The 17,038-nt window shown below is 64.4% G+C and carries 15 protein-coding genes; 8 read left to right on the top strand and 7 right to left on the bottom strand.

The window, feature by feature from the left end; translation table 11 throughout:
* Window positions 1–141 precede the first annotated feature (141 nt).
* Both PV773_RS04735 and PV773_RS04730 read right to left on the bottom strand, forming a co-directional pair.
* Window positions 142–1,599 carry an NAD-dependent succinate-semialdehyde dehydrogenase gene (locus tag PV773_RS04735; protein ID WP_347965229.1) on the bottom strand — a complete coding sequence of 486 codons (1,458 nt, stop codon included), beginning with the start codon at window positions 1,597–1,599 and terminating at the stop codon, window positions 142–144.
* 156 nt (window positions 1,600–1,755) lie between these two features.
* Window positions 1,756–2,706 carry an AEC family transporter gene (locus PV773_RS04730; RefSeq protein ID WP_347965228.1) on the bottom strand — a complete coding sequence of 317 codons (951 nt, stop codon included), beginning with the start codon at window positions 2,704–2,706 and terminating at the stop codon, window positions 1,756–1,758.
* Window positions 2,707–2,866: 160 nt separating this feature from the next.
* On the opposite strand from PV773_RS04730, the gene PV773_RS04725 reads away from it, so the two are divergent.
* The 6 genes from PV773_RS04725 to PV773_RS04700 all read left to right on the top strand — a co-directional run bounded on the left by PV773_RS04725 (window position 2,867) and on the right by PV773_RS04700 (window position 8,425).
* Window positions 2,867–3,412 (top strand): histidine phosphatase family protein, encoded by a 546-nt coding sequence (locus tag PV773_RS04725; protein ID WP_347965227.1) that lies wholly within the window; start codon window positions 2,867–2,869, stop codon window positions 3,410–3,412.
* Window positions 3,413–3,535: 123 nt separating this feature from the next.
* Window positions 3,536–3,844 carry an acyl carrier protein gene (locus tag PV773_RS04720; RefSeq protein WP_340038972.1) on the top strand — a complete coding sequence of 103 codons (309 nt, stop codon included), beginning with the start codon at window positions 3,536–3,538 and terminating at the stop codon, window positions 3,842–3,844.
* Between the two features lie 17 nt (window positions 3,845–3,861).
* Window positions 3,862–5,052, top strand: coding sequence for a beta-ketoacyl-ACP synthase (locus PV773_RS04715; RefSeq protein ID WP_347965226.1), 1,191 nt, complete (start codon window positions 3,862–3,864; stop codon window positions 5,050–5,052).
* Between the two features lie 18 nt (window positions 5,053–5,070).
* Window positions 5,071–6,342: a beta-ketoacyl-ACP synthase gene (locus tag PV773_RS04710; RefSeq protein ID WP_347965225.1), complete on the top strand. Its 1,272-nt coding sequence runs from the start codon at window positions 5,071–5,073 to the stop codon at window positions 6,340–6,342.
* 42 nt (window positions 6,343–6,384) lie between these two features.
* On the top strand, window positions 6,385–7,413 hold the full coding sequence (locus tag PV773_RS04705; RefSeq protein ID WP_347965224.1) for a zinc-binding dehydrogenase: 1,029 nt from the start codon (window positions 6,385–6,387) through the stop codon (window positions 7,411–7,413).
* A gap of 52 nt (window positions 7,414–7,465) precedes the next feature.
* Window positions 7,466–8,425 (top strand): lipid A biosynthesis lauroyl acyltransferase, encoded by a 960-nt coding sequence (locus PV773_RS04700; protein ID WP_347965428.1) that lies wholly within the window; start codon window positions 7,466–7,468, stop codon window positions 8,423–8,425.
* Between the two features lie 5 nt (window positions 8,426–8,430).
* On the opposite strand, the gene PV773_RS04695 is transcribed toward PV773_RS04700, so the two are convergent.
* The 5 genes from PV773_RS04695 to PV773_RS04675 all read right to left on the bottom strand — a co-directional run bounded on the left by PV773_RS04695 (window position 8,431) and on the right by PV773_RS04675 (window position 14,642).
* Window positions 8,431–9,351 (bottom strand): DmsC/YnfH family molybdoenzyme membrane anchor subunit, encoded by a 921-nt coding sequence (locus PV773_RS04695; protein WP_347965223.1) that lies wholly within the window; start codon window positions 9,349–9,351, stop codon window positions 8,431–8,433.
* A 3-nt stretch (window positions 9,352–9,354) separates the two neighbouring features.
* Complete coding sequence (locus PV773_RS04690; protein ID WP_347965222.1) at window positions 9,355–10,116, bottom strand: 4Fe-4S dicluster domain-containing protein; 762 nt, start codon at window positions 10,114–10,116, stop codon at window positions 9,355–9,357.
* Window positions 10,113–12,953, bottom strand: coding sequence for a molybdopterin oxidoreductase family protein (locus PV773_RS04685; RefSeq protein WP_347965221.1), 2,841 nt, complete (start codon window positions 12,951–12,953; stop codon window positions 10,113–10,115). Before PV773_RS04685 ends, PV773_RS04690 begins: the two co-directional genes overlap by 4 nt.
* 193 nt (window positions 12,954–13,146) lie before the next feature.
* A complete protein-coding gene (locus PV773_RS04680) occupies window positions 13,147–13,977 on the bottom strand; it encodes a hypothetical protein (RefSeq protein ID WP_347965220.1) in 831 nt (276 codons plus the stop codon).
* A gap of 239 nt (window positions 13,978–14,216) precedes the next feature.
* Window positions 14,217–14,642, bottom strand: a complete 426-nt coding sequence (locus PV773_RS04675; RefSeq protein ID WP_347965219.1) for a L,D-transpeptidase — start codon at window positions 14,640–14,642, stop codon at window positions 14,217–14,219.
* 308 nt (window positions 14,643–14,950) lie between these two features.
* Here PV773_RS04675 and PV773_RS04670 point away from each other — a divergent pair, with 308 nt between their 5' ends.
* Together PV773_RS04670 and PV773_RS04665 are read left to right on the top strand one after the other, a co-directional pair.
* The gene (locus PV773_RS04670; protein WP_347965218.1) at window positions 14,951–16,552 is read left to right on the top strand and encodes a flavin monoamine oxidase family protein; all 1,602 of its coding nucleotides are present in this window, start codon (window positions 14,951–14,953) and stop codon (window positions 16,550–16,552) included.
* Window positions 16,553–16,602: 50 nt separating this feature from the next.
* Window positions 16,603–17,016 (top strand): cytochrome c, encoded by a 414-nt coding sequence (locus PV773_RS04665; protein WP_347965217.1) that lies wholly within the window; start codon window positions 16,603–16,605, stop codon window positions 17,014–17,016.
* Window positions 17,017–17,038: the final 22 nt, after the last annotated feature.

Below are 17,038 nucleotides of genomic sequence, written 5' to 3'. Positions count from 1 at the left end.
CGAACTCATGGTCATGGCAAATTTACCAATTAAAACATAATCTTGTATTCATTTCCGGATTTCCCTTGTCAATGCCCGAAAATGAAAACGCGCGATCTCTTGCGAGACCGCGCGCCGATTTTGCAGAAGTTGGCAGACCTCCTAGAAGCCCAGCCCGCCGATGCAGACATATTTGGTGTCGAGATAGTCCTCGATGCCCTGGTGCCCACCCTCGCGGCCGAGGCCGGACTCCTTGACGCCGCCGAACGGCGCCTCGGGCGTGGTGATCAAGCCCTCGTTGACGCCGACCATGCCGTATTTCAGCCCCTCCATCACGCGGAAGGCGCGGCCCAGGTCGCCTGTGTAGAAGTAGCTGGCGAGGCCGAACTCGGTGTCGTTGGCGAGCGCGACGGCCTCCTCCTCCGTCTCGAACTTGAAGACAGGCGCGACGGGGCCGAAGATTTCTTCTTTCATGAACATCATCGCTGGTGTCGCGCCGGAAATGACGGTCGGCTCGAAGAATGACCCGCCGAGCGCATGGCGCTTGCCGCCGGCAACCACCTTGCCACCCTTGGCCGTGGCGTCGGCGATGAACTCCTCGACCTTCTCGACGGCCTTTTCGTCGATCAGCGGGCCCTGCTGCACGCCTGCGTCGAGACCCGAGCCGACCTTGAGCCTGTTCGAGGCCTCGGCCAGCTTCGCCACGAACTTGTCGTAGATGCCCGCCTGGGCGAAGAAGCGGTTGGTGCAGACGCAAGTCTGGCCGGAATTGCGGAACTTCGCGGTGATGGCGCCCTCGACGGCGCGGTCGATATCGGCGTCGTCGAAGACCAGGAACGGCGCGTTGCCGCCGAGTTCCATCGACACCTTCTTCACCGTCGAGGCCGACTTGGCGATCAGCATCTTGCCGACCTCAGTCGAGCCGGTGAAGGTGATCTTCTTGACCAGCGGATTGGCGCAGATCTCGTCGCCGATTTCGCCGGCCGAGCCGGTCAGCACGTTGACCACGCCCTTGGGGAAGCCGACTTCCTCGCACAGCGCGCCCCAGGCCAGGCCCGAATAAGGCGTCTGCGATGCAGGCTTGACCACGGCGGTGCAGCCCGCGGCAAGCGCCGGTCCGAGCTTGCGTGACAGCATCGAGGACGGGAAGTTCCACGGCGTGATCGCGGCAATGACGCCCACCGGCTCCTTGGTGACGAGCACGCGGCGGTCGGCCCATGGCGAAGGCACGACGTCGCCATAGGTGCGGCGCGCTTCTTCCGCGAACCACAGGACATAGGCAGCCGAAGAGCCGACCTCGCCCTTGGCTTCGGTCAGCGACTTGCCCTGCTCGATGGTGAGCAGTTCGGCCAGCGCGTCCTGATTGTCCATGATCGCGTCGTGCAGCTTGCGCAGCAGCTTCGAACGATCGAGCGCCGAGGTCTTGCGGAACGTCTTGAACGCCTCGTTGGCGGCCTCGATGGCGCGGCGGGTCTCTGCGGCCCCAGACCTGGGCACGGTGCCGATCTTCAATCCCGTCGCCGGGTTGATGACGTCGATGGTCTTGCCGGAATCGGCCTGAACCCATTCGCCGTTGATGAGATTGGCCTGCCGCATGAACTGACTGACTTTCTGGAGCATGGCTCGCCTCCCTGTCTGCCTGTCGATGCAGGCTTTTCGTGTCGCTAGAAACATTGGGCGGACGGACGCTTGCCTCCCCGCCACGGCCGTCAGATTAGTATCTTGCCGCAATGTCCGCGATCAACCGCATTATGGCATAGATACGTTGGTCCAGCCTCATCCGAATACGGCAGTTGCAACCGTCAGCCAGAAGGCGGTCGTCACCGCAGCGCAGGCCGTGGCGATGGTCATCTGGTTCGAGGCCAGCGCCTGGCCGGTGCCGAACTGGGTGGCAATGAGGTAGGAATTGACCCCGGACGGAAGGCCGGCGGCGGCGACCGCCACCTTGGCCGTCAGCGGCGGCAGGCCGAGCATCCACGCGAAGGCCAGTGCAACCGCGGGCATCACGAACAGCTTCAGCCCCGAAAGGACCAGCGCCGGCCGGATATTGCCGGAAATCCCGAACTTCCTCAGCCCGAGGCCCATGGCAAACAGCGCCACCGGGCCGGCGACGTTGGCGAGCGCGTCGACGAAGCGATTGGCGAGCGACGGCAGCGGCATGCCCGTGAGGCGCCAGGCAAGGCCCGCGAGGATGCCGATGATGAGCGGATTCCGGAAGATCTTGCGCAGGAAGTCGCCGATGATCCTGAGCGGATGCACGGGTTCGTTGCGGCGCGGCCCGAACAGCTGGAACAGGATGATCGAGGCCATCAACATCGTCGGCAGATGCACCGACACGATCAGCGATAGTATCTCGAAGCCCTCCTGACCGAAGACCCCGAGCATGAAGGGGATGCCGAGCAGCACCAGGTTGGAGAAGGCAGAGGAGACGCCGCCGACCACACCAGCCTGCCCGTCCCGACCGAAGACCCGCGTGGTCACCAGATGACCGGCAGTCCAGGCCACGGCCACTGCCGCGAAGTAGGTGGCCCACAGGCCCCAGGGCGCCGCACCCTGGAAATCGGCGCCCAGCATCGTGCGGAACAGAAGCAGCGGCAGCGCCACCCCGACTGCGAAATGGGATAGCTGGTCCCCGGCCTCGGCCCGCAGATAGCCGGTCGCGCCGGCGAGGTAGCCCAGGGCAACGAGACCGAAGACGAAGAGCACTGTTTCGACGAGTGGTGACATCGGAGCTTGCAAGGTGAGGAATCGCCCGCCAGCATTGCCGCCTATTCCGTCCCGATCAAGTCGGCCGGCGTCTTTCGGCCACCCGCTGCGATTGCCGGCCGCCTTGCCTTTCAATCGGCTTTGGCATCCCTATATCCGCATTGCGAATTCGGGACGATTCATGCTCAGGCTCGTGCTTGCCGTCATAGTATTTCTGGGCGCCCTGCCGGCCCAGGCGACCGAAGCCGGCTGGGCGCTCCTGCGCAACGGCGGCCATGTCGTGCTGCTGCGCCACGCCGCCACGACGGGAACCGTCGAGCCGCCGAGCTTCGACATCGAAAAATGCGCCACCCAGCTCAATCTCTCGGATAGGGGACGCCAGCAGGCCCGCAAGATCGGTGCATTGTTCGCCGCCCGCGCAGCACCCGTCGAGAAGGTGCTTTCCAGTCGCTACTGCCGCACGCTCGAAACCGCCCGCCTTGCTTTCGGCGACCGCATCGTCGAGCCGCTGGCCGCGCTCGATAAGCCCACCGAAGCGACGATCGAGGCCGACGTGGCGGCGGTAAAGGAGATCATCCGCAACTTCTCTGGCTCCGACAACATCGTGCTGGTGACCCATCTCGAGAACATCCAGGCGCTGACGGGCGCATCGGCGCGCGAAGGCGAAGCCGTCATCGTAGGGCTCCAGGGAGAGAAATTGCATGTGCTCGGCCGCATCGTCTTTTGACGCGCCTTCCCCAACGTACGGGAGCAGACGCCTATTGAAGGCACAGGATTTAGCCTTTTCCTGTCCGGAAAAACCGATTAGACAGCCCCACAAAACTATGCGCGCAGAATCTGTCCCGGGTTCATGACCGCCCTCACCAAAGGAAAAGCCGTGTCCACGACCTTCGAGAAAGTCGCCAAGATCATTGCCGAAACCAGCGAGATCGACCTCGACACCATCACGCCCGAGAGCCACACCATCGACGACCTGGGCATCGACAGCCTCGACTTCCTCGATATCGTCTTTGCGATCGACAAGGAATTCGGCATCAAGGTGCCGCTCGAGAAGTGGACGCAGGAAGTCAACGACGGCAAGGCTTCGACCGACGAGTACTTCGTCATGAAGAACCTCTGCGCCAAGATCGACGCGCTCGTCGCGGCCAAGAACGCCTGAGCAGGCGAACGCCGCCCATGGCCAACCGCGACGTCGTCATCACTGGCATCGGCCTCGTCTCCTCGCTCGGCGAAGGCGGCGGGGCGCATTGGGACAAGCTGAGCACGGCCGGTGCCACGCCGGTTATCGATGCCGAGCGCTTCTCGCCCTACACCGTCCACCCCCTTCCGGAGATCGACTGGGGACTGCAGATCGCCAAGCGCGGCGACCAGCGGCAGATGGAGACCTGGCAGAGGCTCGGCACCTACACCGCCGGCATGGCGCTCGACGACGCCGGCATCAAGGGCAACGACGACCTCAGCACGACCATGGACATGGTGGTTGCGGCAGGCGGTGGCGAGCGCGACGAATCCGTCGACGCAGGTGTCCTCGATGCTTCCAACACCCGCAGCGACCGTGGCGTACTGCTCAATGAAAAGTTGACGACCGAGCTTCGGCCGACGCTGTTCCTCGCCCAGCTCTCCAATCTGCTTGCCGGCAACATCTCGATCGTCCACAAGGTCACCGGCTCGTCCCGCACCTTCATGGGCGAGGAAGGTGCCGGCGTCTCCGCCATCGAGACGGCGGCCGCGCGCATCCGTTCGGGCCAGTCGACGCATGTGCTGGTCGGCGGCGCCTTCCAGACCGAACATTGCGACATGTTGCTCGGCTACGAGCTGGCCGGCTATCTGCATCGCGGCCCGTGGAAGCCGGTCTGGCAGCGGCAGGGCTCGGAAGGTGGCGGCGTGGTCACCGGCTCGGGCGGCGCGTTCCTGGTGCTCGAGTCCCGCGAGCATGCCGAGGCCCGCGGCCAGAAGATCTATGCCCGGCTGGGTCCGATCGTGTCCGGCCGCGCCAGGCGCCGCGGCAAGGGCGGCCTGGAGGGAGGTCTCACCGAGCTGCTGGCCAAGATCGAGCTTCCCCAAGGCGACCTGCTGGCGATTTCCGGCGCGTCCGGCGCACACGCCGCGACCGCGGCCGAAAAGGCTGCGCTCGACGCCAATCCCGCGATTGCGGCACGTGCCCTTTCGTCGCTGGCCGGCCACATGAAGGAAGCGCAATTCCCGTTCGCGGTTGCGCTCGCGGCCCTCGCCGTCGACAAGGGCGCCGGCTATCCGGCGTTCGAGGCTGGCGAGAAGGAATTTGCCGGTGCACCGAAAAACGTACTGGCAACAGCCGTCGGCTATCACCAATTCGAAGGCGTGGCGCTCGTCTCCGCGCCGCGCTGAAGGGTGTCAGGACAGAACATGGCCAATCTGAAGGATCATCTCGGCAGACCCGTCGTCGCCGTTACGGGCATCGGCGTCGTCACCTCGCTCGGCGTCGGCAAGGCCGACAACTGGGCGGCGCTGACCGCAGGCAAGTCGGGCATCCACCCGATCACCCGCTTCCCCGTCGACCACCTGAACACCCGCGTCTCCGGCATGGTCGACTTCCTGCCGTCGAGCACCAAGGGCTCCAGCGCCCTGACCTACGAACTCGCGGAAACGGCCGCACAGGAGGCCGTCGCCGAGGCGGGCTTCGACGCGGGCGACTTCGACGGCCCGCTGTTCCTCGCCTCCCCGCCCGTCGAGCTCGACTGGGCCGACCGCTTCGCGCTCTATGCCGGCGACGATCAGGGCTCCGCTTCCGAGCGCCTGCTGCGTGTCGCCCGCAACCTCAATTCGCTCGACATGTTCGACACCTCGCAATTCGGCTCGATTGCCGATCGCCTTGCCGACCGCTTCGGCACACGCGGCCTGCCGATCACGCTGTCGACCGCCTGTGCATCGGGCGCCACCGCCATCCAGCTCGGCGTCGAGGCGATCCGCCGCGGCGAGTGCGACCGCGCGCTGTCGATCGGCGCCGATGGCTCGGCCACCGCCGAGGCGCTGATCCGCTTTTCGCTGCTGTCGGCGCTGTCGACCAACAACGATGTTCCGGAGAAGGCGTCGAAACCCTTCTCCAAGGACCGCGATGGCTTCGTGCTGGCGGAAGGCTCCGCAGCACTGGTGCTCGAGTCGCTGGAAAGCGCGCTTGCCCGCGGCGCCGAGGTGCTCGGCATCCTGCGCGGCTGCGGCGAAAAGGCCGACGATTTCCACCGCACCCGCTCCAAGCCGGACGGTTCGCCGGCCATCGGCGCCGTCAAGGCCGCGCTGGCGGATGCTGGCCTCAGCGAGGACGAGATCGACTACGTCAACGCCCACGGCACCTCGACCCCCGAAAACGACAAGATGGAGCACATGTCGCTGTCGACCGTGTTCGGCGAGCGCATCCGCAAGATCCCGGTGTCGTCCAACAAGTCGATGATCGGCCACACGCTCTCGGCGGCAGGCGCGATCGAGGCCGCTTTCTCGCTGATGACGATGCGCGAGGGCGTAATCCCGCCGACGATCAACTACGACAATCCCGATCCGTCGATCGAGCTCGACGTGGTGCCGAATGTGAAGCGGGAAGCCAAGGTTCGCACCGTGCTCTCCAACTCCTTCGGCTTCGGCGGCCAGAACACCTGCCTTGTCATGGCGCGGGAACCGGTCTAAGCGACCGTCTCAACGTTCCAGAGACAAGGATTTAGCGACACCATGCGCGCATTGCAGCTCGTCGAGGACCGCCGGCTCGAGCAGGTGGACATTGCCCCGCCGCCACCTCCCGGCCTCGGTGAGATCACGCTCCGCATCAAGGCCGTCGCGCTCAACCACATAGACGTCTGGGGCTGGCGCGGCATGGCCTTCGCCAAGCGCAAGATGCCGCTGGTGATCGGCGCCGAAGCCTCCGGCGAAGTCGACCAGGTCGGCCCGGGCGTGACCGGCCTCGCCCCCGGCCAGCTCGCATCGATCTACGGCGCCCGCACCTGCGGCCTCTGCCGCCCCTGCCGCGAGGGCCGCGACAATCTCTGCGAGCACGTTTCGGGCGTGCACGGTTTCCATCTCGACGGTTTCGCCCAGGAAAAGATCAACCTGCCGGCCCGCCTGCTGGTGCCCGCCCCTCCCGGCGTCGACGCCATCGGTGCAGCGGTTGCCCCCGTCACCTTCGGCACCGTCGAGCACATGCTGTTCGACAACGCCAAGCTTGAGCCGGGCGAGACGATCCTGGTGCATGCCGGCGGCTCCGGCATCGGTTCGGCGGCGATCCAGCTCGCCAAGAAGATGGGCTGTACGGTCATCACCACGGTCGGCTCCAACGACAAGATCGAGAAGGCCAAGGCGCTGGGCGCCGACCACGTCATCAACTACCGCGAGGACCGGTTCGAAGGCGTCGTGCGCAAGCTGACCAGGAAGAAGGGCGTCGACGTCGTCTTCGAGCATGTCGGCAAGGACACCTGGGCCGGCTCCATGTTCAGCCTCAGGCGTGGCGGCCGCCTCGTCACCTGCGGCTCGACCTCGGGTGTTTCGACAGACATGAATCTGATGATGCTGTTCCAGCAGCAGCTGAAGATCCTCGGCTCCTTCGGCTGCCGCATGGAGAACATGGCCAATGCCATGCAGAAGATGGCCGCCGGTCTGGTGAAACCGATCATTGATACCGAAGTGGATTTCAACTCCATCGACACGGCGCTCAAGCGCATGGAAGGCCGTGACGTGTTCGGCAAGATCATCCTCCGCATCGACTGAGGATTTTCCCGAATTGCCGCGCAAGAAGGCCAGCAAGATACCCAGTCCGACGATGATGCGGATCATGGGGCGACTACGCCAGCTGAACTACTGGCTGATCGCGCAGGTGGCGCTCGTCGTGCTCAAGCTACTCAGGTTGCTGCCCGTCGACAGGGCGCTGAATTTCGCCGACAGCGCCGCCCGCACCGTCGGCCCCCGGTTCGGCCGTCATCGCGTGGCCGTAGCCAACCTGCGTGCCGCCTATCCCGAAAAGAGCGACACCGAGATCGAGGCCATCGCCCTGGACATGTGGGGCAACATGGGCCGGCTTGGCGCCGAATACATCTTCCTGGACCAGATCTTCGACTTCGATCCGAATGCCGCGGTCCCGGGCCGTATCGAGGTTTCAGGCACCGAAAACTTTGCAAGGATCGCCAACGAGGACAAGCCGCATATCGTCTTCACCGGCCATCTCGGCAATTTCGAGCTGCTGCCGATTGCAGCCGCTACCTTTGGCATGAAGATCACGGCGCTGTTCCGGCCGCCGAACAATCCCTACCTCGCCGAGTACATCTTCTCGACCCGCAGCTCCAGCATGGGCGATCTGCTTGCCTCGCAGCGCGGCGCGTCCTTTGCGCTTGCCGGCATCCTCGACCGCGGGGGCAATGTCGGCGTGCTCGTCGACCAGAAGTTCAATCGCGGGCTGAGAACGACCTTCTTCGGTCGCGAATGCGAGACCAACCCGGTGCTCGCCATGCTGGCGCGCCACTACGACTGCGACGTCTATCCCGCGCACTGCATCAGGTTGCCCGGCAACCGCTACCGCCTGGCCATCGAGGACAAGCTCGACCTGCCCCGCCGCGACGACGGCGCCGTCGACGTCCAGGCGACGACGCAGTTGCTGAATGACACGGTCGAACGCTGGATCCGCGAGGATCCGGGCCAGTGGATGTGGTTCCATAAGCGCTGGGTGCTTTCGCGCGGCAAGAAGCGGAGGGTCAACACTGCCGGCAAGCAGGCCGAGCGCTCCTGACTTCGCTATCCGCCGTAAAAGTTCGTCACGGCGTGGCGTGCTTCGGCGAAGAACAGCCAACGTTCGACGACGATGCCCAAGGCGTATGACGCCACCGCCAGTGCCGACGCGACGGTGGCCACGGCGCCCGCGCCTGAGAATGCGGCAATCGCAAGCAGCACTGTCGGCACGGCCCCACCGGCGATCATCGCCAGATTAGACAGCTTCACCGCATGCTTACGGACGACCTTGAAGCCCATTTCGCGCGTCAGGTAGTTGTCGTTGACATGCGGCCGCTCGAACAGCCGCACGCGGCCGATGCTGCCGAGGCCAGTGGCGCTCTCCGGCGTCGACAGCGGCGCCATGGTGCGCAGCCGGGTCCACCAGGTGCGTTTCGCGCCCCATGCGGCGATCGACGCAGCAATTGCCAACAGCGGAACGAGGATGCCATCGCCGCCCGATGCATAGCCGACCAAGGCCGAGATCACCAGGCCGCCCGCGACGGCGAATAGCAGGTAGCAGAGCGGCGTAAGCTGGGTGTTCCAGGCCTGCACCGCCCGCAGCGAGGCATAGATCATAGCAGTGCAGTAGACCGTCGCAAGGCACATCGCTGCCCCGAGAAACCCGACCGGCGGCAGGTATCGCCCTTCGATCACTGATAGCCAGGCCGATACGGTCAGGGGCGCGAAGGTCGCGATCGCCATCACGCCTTCGCGCGACAGCCAGCTCGAACGCCATTGCGACAGCGCCCGCCAGGCGCGCTGCGGGTTACCGAGATGCAGCGTCGACGACAGCAGGCCGCCGGCGATCATCGCCAGCGCAAGCACGTGCGCGACTTTCGTAGCCACGGCTCCAGGATCGAGCAAACCGAGCCCGAGGATTGCGGCGAGCCCGTAGCCCATGCCGGACAGCGTGGTGAAGATGATGATGGAAGGCGCGGGATGCATATGTCAGATTCGGTCCAGCATGCCGTCGAGCCAGGCGAAAAAGCCCCTGGCCCCGTCGGTATTTTCGGCCAGCACCGCCGAGCTTGCGGCGAGCGGTTTGCGCGCCCGCGGCGGCAGGTACTTGTTGGTGGGCCGGGTGCCCTGCTCCGGCATCAGGTCGAAGCCGCCGCGTTCTGCCACCATCCGCGACACTTCCGAGGATGGATCGCCAAGGTCGCCGTAGTGCCGGGCATTGGCAGGGCATGTCCGCACGCAGGATGGAACCCGGTCGATCTCTTGAAGCGTCTCGTTATAGATGCGGTCGATGCACAGCGTGCATTTTTTCATCACGCCGGCGGCCAGGTCCATTTCGCGCGCGCCATAGGCGCAGGACCATGCGCACAACCCGCAGCCGATGCACTTGTCCTCGTCGACGAGCACGATACCGTCCTCGGCGCGCTTGTAGGAAGCGCCAGTCGGGCAGACGGTCACGCAGGGCGCGTCCTCGCAGTGCAGACAGGATTTCGGAAAATGCACGATACGCGCTTCGCCAGCCTCGCCGATGACCTGTCCGCCCTCCGGCACCACCTCGAAGCTGTGGATGCGGTTGAGGAAGGCACCGGAGACGTCGGCGCCGTACGGATTCTGGTCGGACAATGCGGCGCCGTAGCCACCGGTGTTCCATTCCTTGCAGCTGATGACGCAGGCATGGCAACCGACGCAGACGTCGAGATCGATGACCAGCCCAAGCCTTTTCGGTGTCGGTAGCGAAGGCAGGGTGGTCATTTCGCCCACTCCTGCCCGTAACGCAGTTCATCCACATGCAGCCGCTTCGGCGCAACCGCCGTAAAATGCGGCTCGCTGACCTCGGCCGGCTGGGCCTTCTCGATGCGCACGCGCAGGTCGTACCAAGCTGCCTGCCCGGTGATCGGGTCGGAGTTCGACCAGCGCAGCCCGTCGCCCTTCGGCGGTAGAAGTTCGTGGATCAAGTGGTTCATCAGGAAGCCTTTTTTCGCCTCCGGGGCATCCCTGTCGAGCGCCCACGCGCCCTCGCGCTTGCCGATCGCGTTCCAGGTCCAGATCGTGCTCGGGTTCACCGCCTCCATGCGCGCGATCTCGACCTTGATGCGGCCGTGATGCGAGATGACCCAGACCCAGTCGCCGGTGGCCAGCCCGAGTTCGTCGCAGATCGCGCCGGGCACATAGAGCGGGTTCTTCGAATGTATCTGCCTGAGCCAGGCGTTCATCGAGCCCCAGGAATGGTACATCGCCGCCGGCCGCTGGGTGATGGCATGGTAAGGATACTCGTCCGGGCTTACCGCCGCTTCCTCGAAAGGCCGATACCAGACCGGCAGCGGATCGAAGGTGTCGAGGATGCGCTGCCGGTGCGTTTCGGGCGCCACCGGCTCGCGCGCGCCCTCCGCCGACAGCCGGAATTTCTGCAGCGTCTCCTGGTAGAGCTGGAAGATGACCGGCTTGGGTTCGTCAAAGAAGCCCATGCGCACGCCAAAGTCCTGGTAGGCCCTGTTGGCGTGCTTGAAGAACTGCGCTTCCAGCGGAATATGCGCCGAAAAGAACGAGCCGTTTTCGATGTAGCGCTCGATCTGTTCGGGATTGATCGCCCCTCGCCCGGCACGGTCACCCTTGCTGCCGCGGAAGCCTGCCAGCGGCCCGATTCCCGGCCGGCGTTCGTGGCGGACGATATAGTCGGCATAATCCTTGTAGAGCGGCTTGCCGTGGTTGTCGGCGAAGCCCGGCAATCTCAGCCGGGCGCCGAGATCGAGCAGCACCGTCTGGAAGGGGCGCACGTCGCGATCGGGCTGTACCACCGGCCAGCGTATGGCGTCCTGCACCGCGTCGGGCTCGGAGATCGGCCGATCGAGCAGCGAGATGCAGTCGTGCCGCTCGAGATAGGTCGTGTCGGGCAGCACCAGGTCGGCATAGGCGACCATCTCCGACGAATAGGCGTCCGAGTAGATGATCTTCGGAATGCGGTATTCGCCGGAGGCGGGGTCCTTGTCCTCCAGCATCTTGATGACGCCGGCCGTGTTCATCGACGAGTTCCAGGCCATGTTGGCCATGTAGAGGAACATCAGGTCGACCGGGTACGGATCGCCGGCATACGCATTGGCGATGACCATGTGCATCAGGCCGTGGGCCGAAATCGGCGCATCCCAGGAGAATGCCTTGTCGATACGCATCGGCCGGCCGTCGCCGTCGACCAGAAGGTCCTCCGGCCCGCGCGGAAAGCCGAGATGCGGGCCCGACAGCGGCTTGTTGGAACCGAAATGCTCGGCCTTGCCGTGAGGCGTGGGATGCGCCTCGACCGGCTTCGGGTAAGGCGGCTCGAAGCGGAACCCGCCGGGACAGTCGACAGCCCCGATGAGCACTTGCAGCATGTGGAGCGCCCGCGCCGTCTGGAACCCGTTCGAATGGGCCGACAGGCCCCGCATGGCGTGGAACGACACCGGCCGACCGACGAAGCCGTCGTGGCGCTGGCCGTTGACGTCCGTCCACGGCTGGTGGACGACGATGGCCTCGTCGAAGGCCACGCGCGCGATTTCGGCTGCCAGGCCGCGGATGACCTCGGCTGAAACACCGGTCTCCTTCGCGACCGCCTCCGGCGCATATTGCGGATCGAGGTACTTTTCGGCGAGCAACTGGAACACGGGCACCGCGAAACGGCCGTCCGGCAGCTCGACCCGACCGGAAAGCCCGGCTCGCGCGCCCGAGGTGCCAAGCGGCACGACCTGTTCGGTCACCGTTTCGTGGATCTGGGCCTTGCCGTCCTTGTCGCGCAGGAAGAGGCCATGCTCGGGCGTGCCCGGCGCATCGACCACCAGCCAGGTCGCGTTGGAGTAGCGGACGATGTAGTCGACGTCGATCCTGCGCGCCTTGAGCAGTTCATGGACCAGCGACAGGATCAAGAGGCCGTCGGTGCCCGGACGAATGCCGATCCAGTTGTCGGCGACCGCCGAATAGCCTGTCCGCACCGGATTGACCGAGACGAAGCGGGCGCCGCGCTTCTTGAGCTTGGAAATGCCGATCTTGATCGGATTGGAATCGTGATCCTCGGCCACCCCGAACATGACGAACAGCTTGGTCCGGTCCCAGTCGGGAGCGCCGAACTCCCAGAAGGCGCCGCCGATGGTCATGATGCCCGCCGCCGCCATGTTGACCGAGCAGAAGCCTCCATGGGCGGCATAGTTGGGCGTGCCGAACTGCTGCGCCCAGAAGCCGGTCAACGATTGCGACTGGTCTCGCCCGGTGAAGAAGGCGAGTTTCTTCGGATCGGACTGGCGCACCTCGTCGAGCCATCGAGTGGCGAGCGCCAGTGCCTCGTCCCAGGAGATTTCCTTGAATTCACCCGATCCGCGCGGTCCGGTCCGCAGCATCGGCGCGCGCAGGCGCGCCGGGGCGTAGTGCTGCATGATGCCGGCGGAGCCCTTCGCGCACAACACGCCGCGATTGACCGGATGGTCCCTGTTGCCTTCGATGTAGCGAATCTTTCCGTCCTTGAGATGGACGTCGATGCCGCAGCGGCAGGCGCACATGTAGCAGGTCGTCTTGCGGACCTCGTCGGACACGGGTTCCGAAAGGGCCACGCGCTGTTCAGACTTCATCCGGCAACCTCCCTGCGATGAGTCCTACTCAGGCGCTTGATGAAAGGAAATGCCCGAAAACGTAAGTCTACGGCAAAATTTGTCTAAACCACAGAAGGAACTTAGTTCAGGCAGCTAAAGTCCGGTCCGAAATAGAAAGGCCGGGGAGCCCCCACTCCCCGGCCGTCGCAGGCCCGTCGCTGCGAAATCCTGTCTAGAAGAACAGGTAGCTGGACCGCTGCGTATCCATGGTCGCACCGTTGCGGTCCTCGTCCAGAAGCGTGTCGGCACCGAATGTGGCACGCACGCCAAGGACCAGCTTATGGAGATTGACGCCATCGCTGCTCAGGCCGGTCAGACGGTCGAACTGATAGCGCCCGAAGACCGTCCAAGGCGTGCCGTCAAAACGGTAGTTGCCCTGCAGAGCCGCAGTAACCGAGTCCGCACCATCGGACACGTCGACGGAGCGATAGCCAAGCTCGCCATCGAAGCGCAGATTTGGTTGAACGAAGTAGCGTGCCACGCCGCGAACGCCCCATATATCGGCGTGATCCGATGATCCGGATTCGCGAAGCTGTCCGTAGTAGGCTTGGCCGTATAGCGTGACGTTGTCGAAGTAGACCTGAGCCTCCGGGCCGACCGTGAAGGTATATGCGTCCCCGGGCCCTGAGTCGCCGCCATAGCCGGTGATGGTCGCAAATCCGCCCGCTGCAAAACTGCTGGGATCGCGCCAGTAGGCATGCACGGCGCCGCCATAGCTGTTGAAATCGCCCTCGTCGAACCAAGCGCCATCGGCGAACAGGTCGCCTTGAATGTTCCAGCGCGCGTCTATCGGAAAGTTGAGTCGGGCAGCGCCCCCCGCCACCCATCCACCGTCATTGCCGCCTTCTGCATCGATCCAGAGGCCGCCCAGAAATGCCTCGACATGGCCCGCGATCCGTGGCCCCGACGCGACAGGCTCCTCGGCGATCGGCGCCACCACATCCGCCGCGAATGCGGGAGAGGCAACCACCGCAAGCATCGCACCAGCCAAAAGTCGCTTCATGAAGACCCACCTTACCCCGAAATAGGTAGCCACCTTAATTTAGCACCTGCTTGGCCACTGGCAATTGAGGAGGCACTCACATCTGTCCCGACCGCAGATTTCGTCTCCGGCATGATACAATTCTGCAACAGAGCACAGTCGCCACTGACCATCGGGCAAGTTAAAATCGCAAATATTTCCAATATAGTAGGCGCTGCCCGATGCAGGTTCTTTGGTCGCGAGGCCGGGGCGACGCAGGCTCAGTTTGCGACGATGATCCGGGTGTTGCTGGGCCCGACTTCCCTGACCAGGGAATAGAACCGCGCCGCATTGGCAACATTGAGCCTGACGCAGCCGTGGGAGGCAGGTCGGCCAAGCGACCTCACCGCCCCCGTGCCGTGGATCGCATAGCCACCGTTGTAAAAGACTGAATAGGGCATCGGCGAGTTCTCGTATTTGCTCGAGTACCACATCCGGTGCAGCCGCTTGGGCCGCCAGCTGCCGCGGGGCGTCACGTATCCCCTGCGGGCCGTGGACACCGGCCAGCGATGGATCACCCGCCCGTCGATCGTGACGGTCATGGTCTGCGTCGAAATGTTGACCCTGGCCACAAGAACATCGGCGGCGGCCTGCGCAGGAAATCCAGCAATCGCCAGGACCGCGGCCACGAAGAGAGCTTTGTACATCTCCGCACACTCCCCCGATCGACAGCAACTCTGCCGTACCCGGAGGAATGGGACCACGAAAAGTTGTACGGTTGGTAAATCTAGCGCGAAGAGCACACCCAAACCCGGACTGCCGTCAGAGGCTGTCGAAACGACCTTTGCCGGCTTCGCCTGCGGCACTCCAGCCCCTATCGCCGCCCGGCTCTGGCCTAGTTGACTCGACTTTGCATGAGCATAGGCTGCCTCCCGTGGCTGGAAGGATTTTTCCACGCCGTTCAACAAGACAACGTGCGGCCGTGTGCGGACCGTCGCCCGGAGGATCTTAAATCATGCAACAATCCGAACCATTTAGCGGCATCAGCCGGCGAAATCTGCTTTCGCTGATCGGCCTCACGGCCGGCTCGGCGGCAATGTATCAGGCAATGACCAGCCTCGGTCTGGCAGTCGAATCCGGCTACCGGGGACCGCCAAAACTGGAAGGCGACCCCAAGGGCGCCACCGTGCTGATCCTTGGGTCGGGCCTCGCCGGCATGACTGCGGCGCTGGAACTTCGGCAGGTCGGCTACAAGGTCAAGATCCTCGAATACAACAGCCGTTCGGGCGGCCGTAACTGGACGCTGCGCGGCGGCGACACCTACACCGAACTCGGCGGCGCAACGCAGAAATGCGAGTTCGACGAAGGCTTGTACCTCAATCCCGGACCCTGGCGCATCCCCTACCACCACAACGGCCTGCTGGCCTATTGCCGACGCCTCGGCGTGACGCTGGAGCCGTTCCAGCAGCTCAACCACAATGCGTTCCTGCATTCGTCCAAGGCCTTCGGCGGCAAGCCACAGCGCGTGCGCGACATCAAGATAGACTTCCAGGGGCACGTCTCCGAACTGCTCGCCAAGGTGGCGCATACCGGCAAGCTCGAAGGCGGCGTCACCAAGGAAGACCAGGAGATGCTGCTCGAGGCGCTCCGCTCCTGGGGCGCGCTCGACAAGGACTACGCCTACGCCAAGAGCGTCGCGACCTCCGAGTTCCGCGGCTTTGCCAAGGATCCCGGCGGCGGCCTGACCGCGGTGCCGACACCGAGCGACCCGATCGCGCTCAGGGACATCTTGAGTTCGGGCCTGTGGAGCAACCTTGCCAACTTCGCCCTCTACGAATTCCAGACGACCATGTTCCAGCCGGTGGGCGGCATCGACATGATCGGCAAGGCCTTTACCAAGGAGGTCGGCGATCTCATCACCTATCACGCCAAGGTCACCAAGATTCACCAGGACGACAAGGGCGTCACCGTCACCTACGAGGACCAGCAGAAGCCCGGAACCATGGTCGAGGAAAAGGCCGACTGGTGCATCTGCACCATTCCGCTCACCATCCTCAGCCAGATCGAGCTCAATGTCAGCGCTCCGATGCAGGCCGCCATCGAAGCCGTTCCCTATGCCTCGTCGGTCAAGGTCGGCCTGCAGTTCAAGCGCCGCTTCTGGGAGCAGGACGAGCTGATCTTCGGCGGCGTCAGCTACACCGACCTGCCGATCGCCCAGATTTCCTATCCGAGCACCAGCTTCAACAGCAACGGCAAGGGCGTACTGCTCGGCGCCTACACCTGGAACGGACCGCACTCCTACGAGTTCACCGCTATGCCGCCGGAGGAGCGCGTCAAGCGCGCGGTCGAATACGGCTCCCAGATCCACCCACAATACAAGGACGAGTTCGAGAACGGCATCTCCATGGCCTGGCATCGTTCGCCCTTCACGCTGGGCTGCGCCGGCGACTGGACCGAGGAAGCCCGCAAGGAGCACTACGAGAACCTCTGCAAGATCGACGGGCGCATCGTGCTGGCAGGCGAGCACGCCTCCTACATTCCGGCCTGGATGGAGGGCGCGATCCTGTCGTCGCTCGACGCGATCACCCGGTTGCATCAACGCGTCGTCGCGGGATGACGGCCATGCCTCGCCATCCCTCACCTCCCGTTTTCGCAAGGCACGCCACAATGACCCAGCAACTTGCACGGCCCATCGGCCTTTTCGCCGCGGCGGCGTTCGCAGCCGCCCTTTCCGCAACCGCAGCACTCGCCGATTCTGCCGGTGTGACGCTCAGCGAGGGCGACAATTTCTCGGAGAAGACCGGCCAGGAACTCTACGCCAACGTCTGCCAGGCCTGCCACATGGATCAGGGACAGGGCGCGGTCGGCGCCGGCAAGTATCCGGCGCTGGCCAAGAACGAGAACCTCGCCTCCGGCGCCTATCCCGTCTACGTCGTCCTGCACGGGCTCAAAGGGATGCCGCCCGTCGGCAAGATGATGAGCGACGAGCAGGTGGCCGCAGTGGTCAACTACCTGCGGAGCAATTTCGGCAACGACTACAAGGACGCGGTGACGGTCGAGGACGTTGCCGGCGCCCGCTGAGCTTCGAGACCGCCGGCTCCGG

It is taken from the genome of Mesorhizobium sp. CC13, assembly GCF_039907765.1.
GTDB lineage: Bacteria > Pseudomonadota > Alphaproteobacteria > Rhizobiales > Rhizobiaceae > Aminobacter.
This window is presented reverse-complemented; position numbering and strand designations above follow the sequence as displayed.

Coding starts and splice junctions, on each gene's coding strand:
- PV773_RS04720 (WP_340038972.1), top strand. CDS start 3,536: ATGACCGCCCTCACCAAAGGAAAAGCCGTGTCCACGACCTTCGAGAAA.
- PV773_RS04715 (WP_347965226.1), top strand. CDS start 3,862: ATGGCCAACCGCGACGTCGTCATCACTGGCATCGGCCTCGTCTCCTCG.
- PV773_RS04710 (WP_347965225.1), top strand. CDS start 5,071: ATGGCCAATCTGAAGGATCATCTCGGCAGACCCGTCGTCGCCGTTACG.
- PV773_RS04735 (WP_347965229.1), bottom strand. CDS start 1,599: ATGCTCCAGAAAGTCAGTCAGTTCATGCGGCAGGCCAATCTCATCAAC.
- PV773_RS04685 (WP_347965221.1), bottom strand. CDS start 12,953: ATGAAGTCTGAACAGCGCGTGGCCCTTTCGGAACCCGTGTCCGACGAG.
- PV773_RS04680 (WP_347965220.1), bottom strand. CDS start 13,977: ATGAAGCGACTTTTGGCTGGTGCGATGCTTGCGGTGGTTGCCTCTCCC.
- PV773_RS04665 (WP_347965217.1), top strand. CDS start 16,603: ATGACCCAGCAACTTGCACGGCCCATCGGCCTTTTCGCCGCGGCGGCG.
- PV773_RS04725 (WP_347965227.1), top strand. CDS start 2,867: ATGCTCAGGCTCGTGCTTGCCGTCATAGTATTTCTGGGCGCCCTGCCG.
- PV773_RS04700 (WP_347965428.1), top strand. CDS start 7,466: ATGATGCGGATCATGGGGCGACTACGCCAGCTGAACTACTGGCTGATC.
- PV773_RS04695 (WP_347965223.1), bottom strand. CDS start 9,351: ATGCATCCCGCGCCTTCCATCATCATCTTCACCACGCTGTCCGGCATG.
- PV773_RS04730 (WP_347965228.1), bottom strand. CDS start 2,706: ATGTCACCACTCGTCGAAACAGTGCTCTTCGTCTTCGGTCTCGTTGCC.
- PV773_RS04675 (WP_347965219.1), bottom strand. CDS start 14,642: ATGTACAAAGCTCTCTTCGTGGCCGCGGTCCTGGCGATTGCTGGATTT.
- PV773_RS04670 (WP_347965218.1), top strand. CDS start 14,951: ATGCAACAATCCGAACCATTTAGCGGCATCAGCCGGCGAAATCTGCTT.
- PV773_RS04690 (WP_347965222.1), bottom strand. CDS start 10,116: ATGACCACCCTGCCTTCGCTACCGACACCGAAAAGGCTTGGGCTGGTC.
- PV773_RS04705 (WP_347965224.1), top strand. CDS start 6,385: ATGCGCGCATTGCAGCTCGTCGAGGACCGCCGGCTCGAGCAGGTGGAC.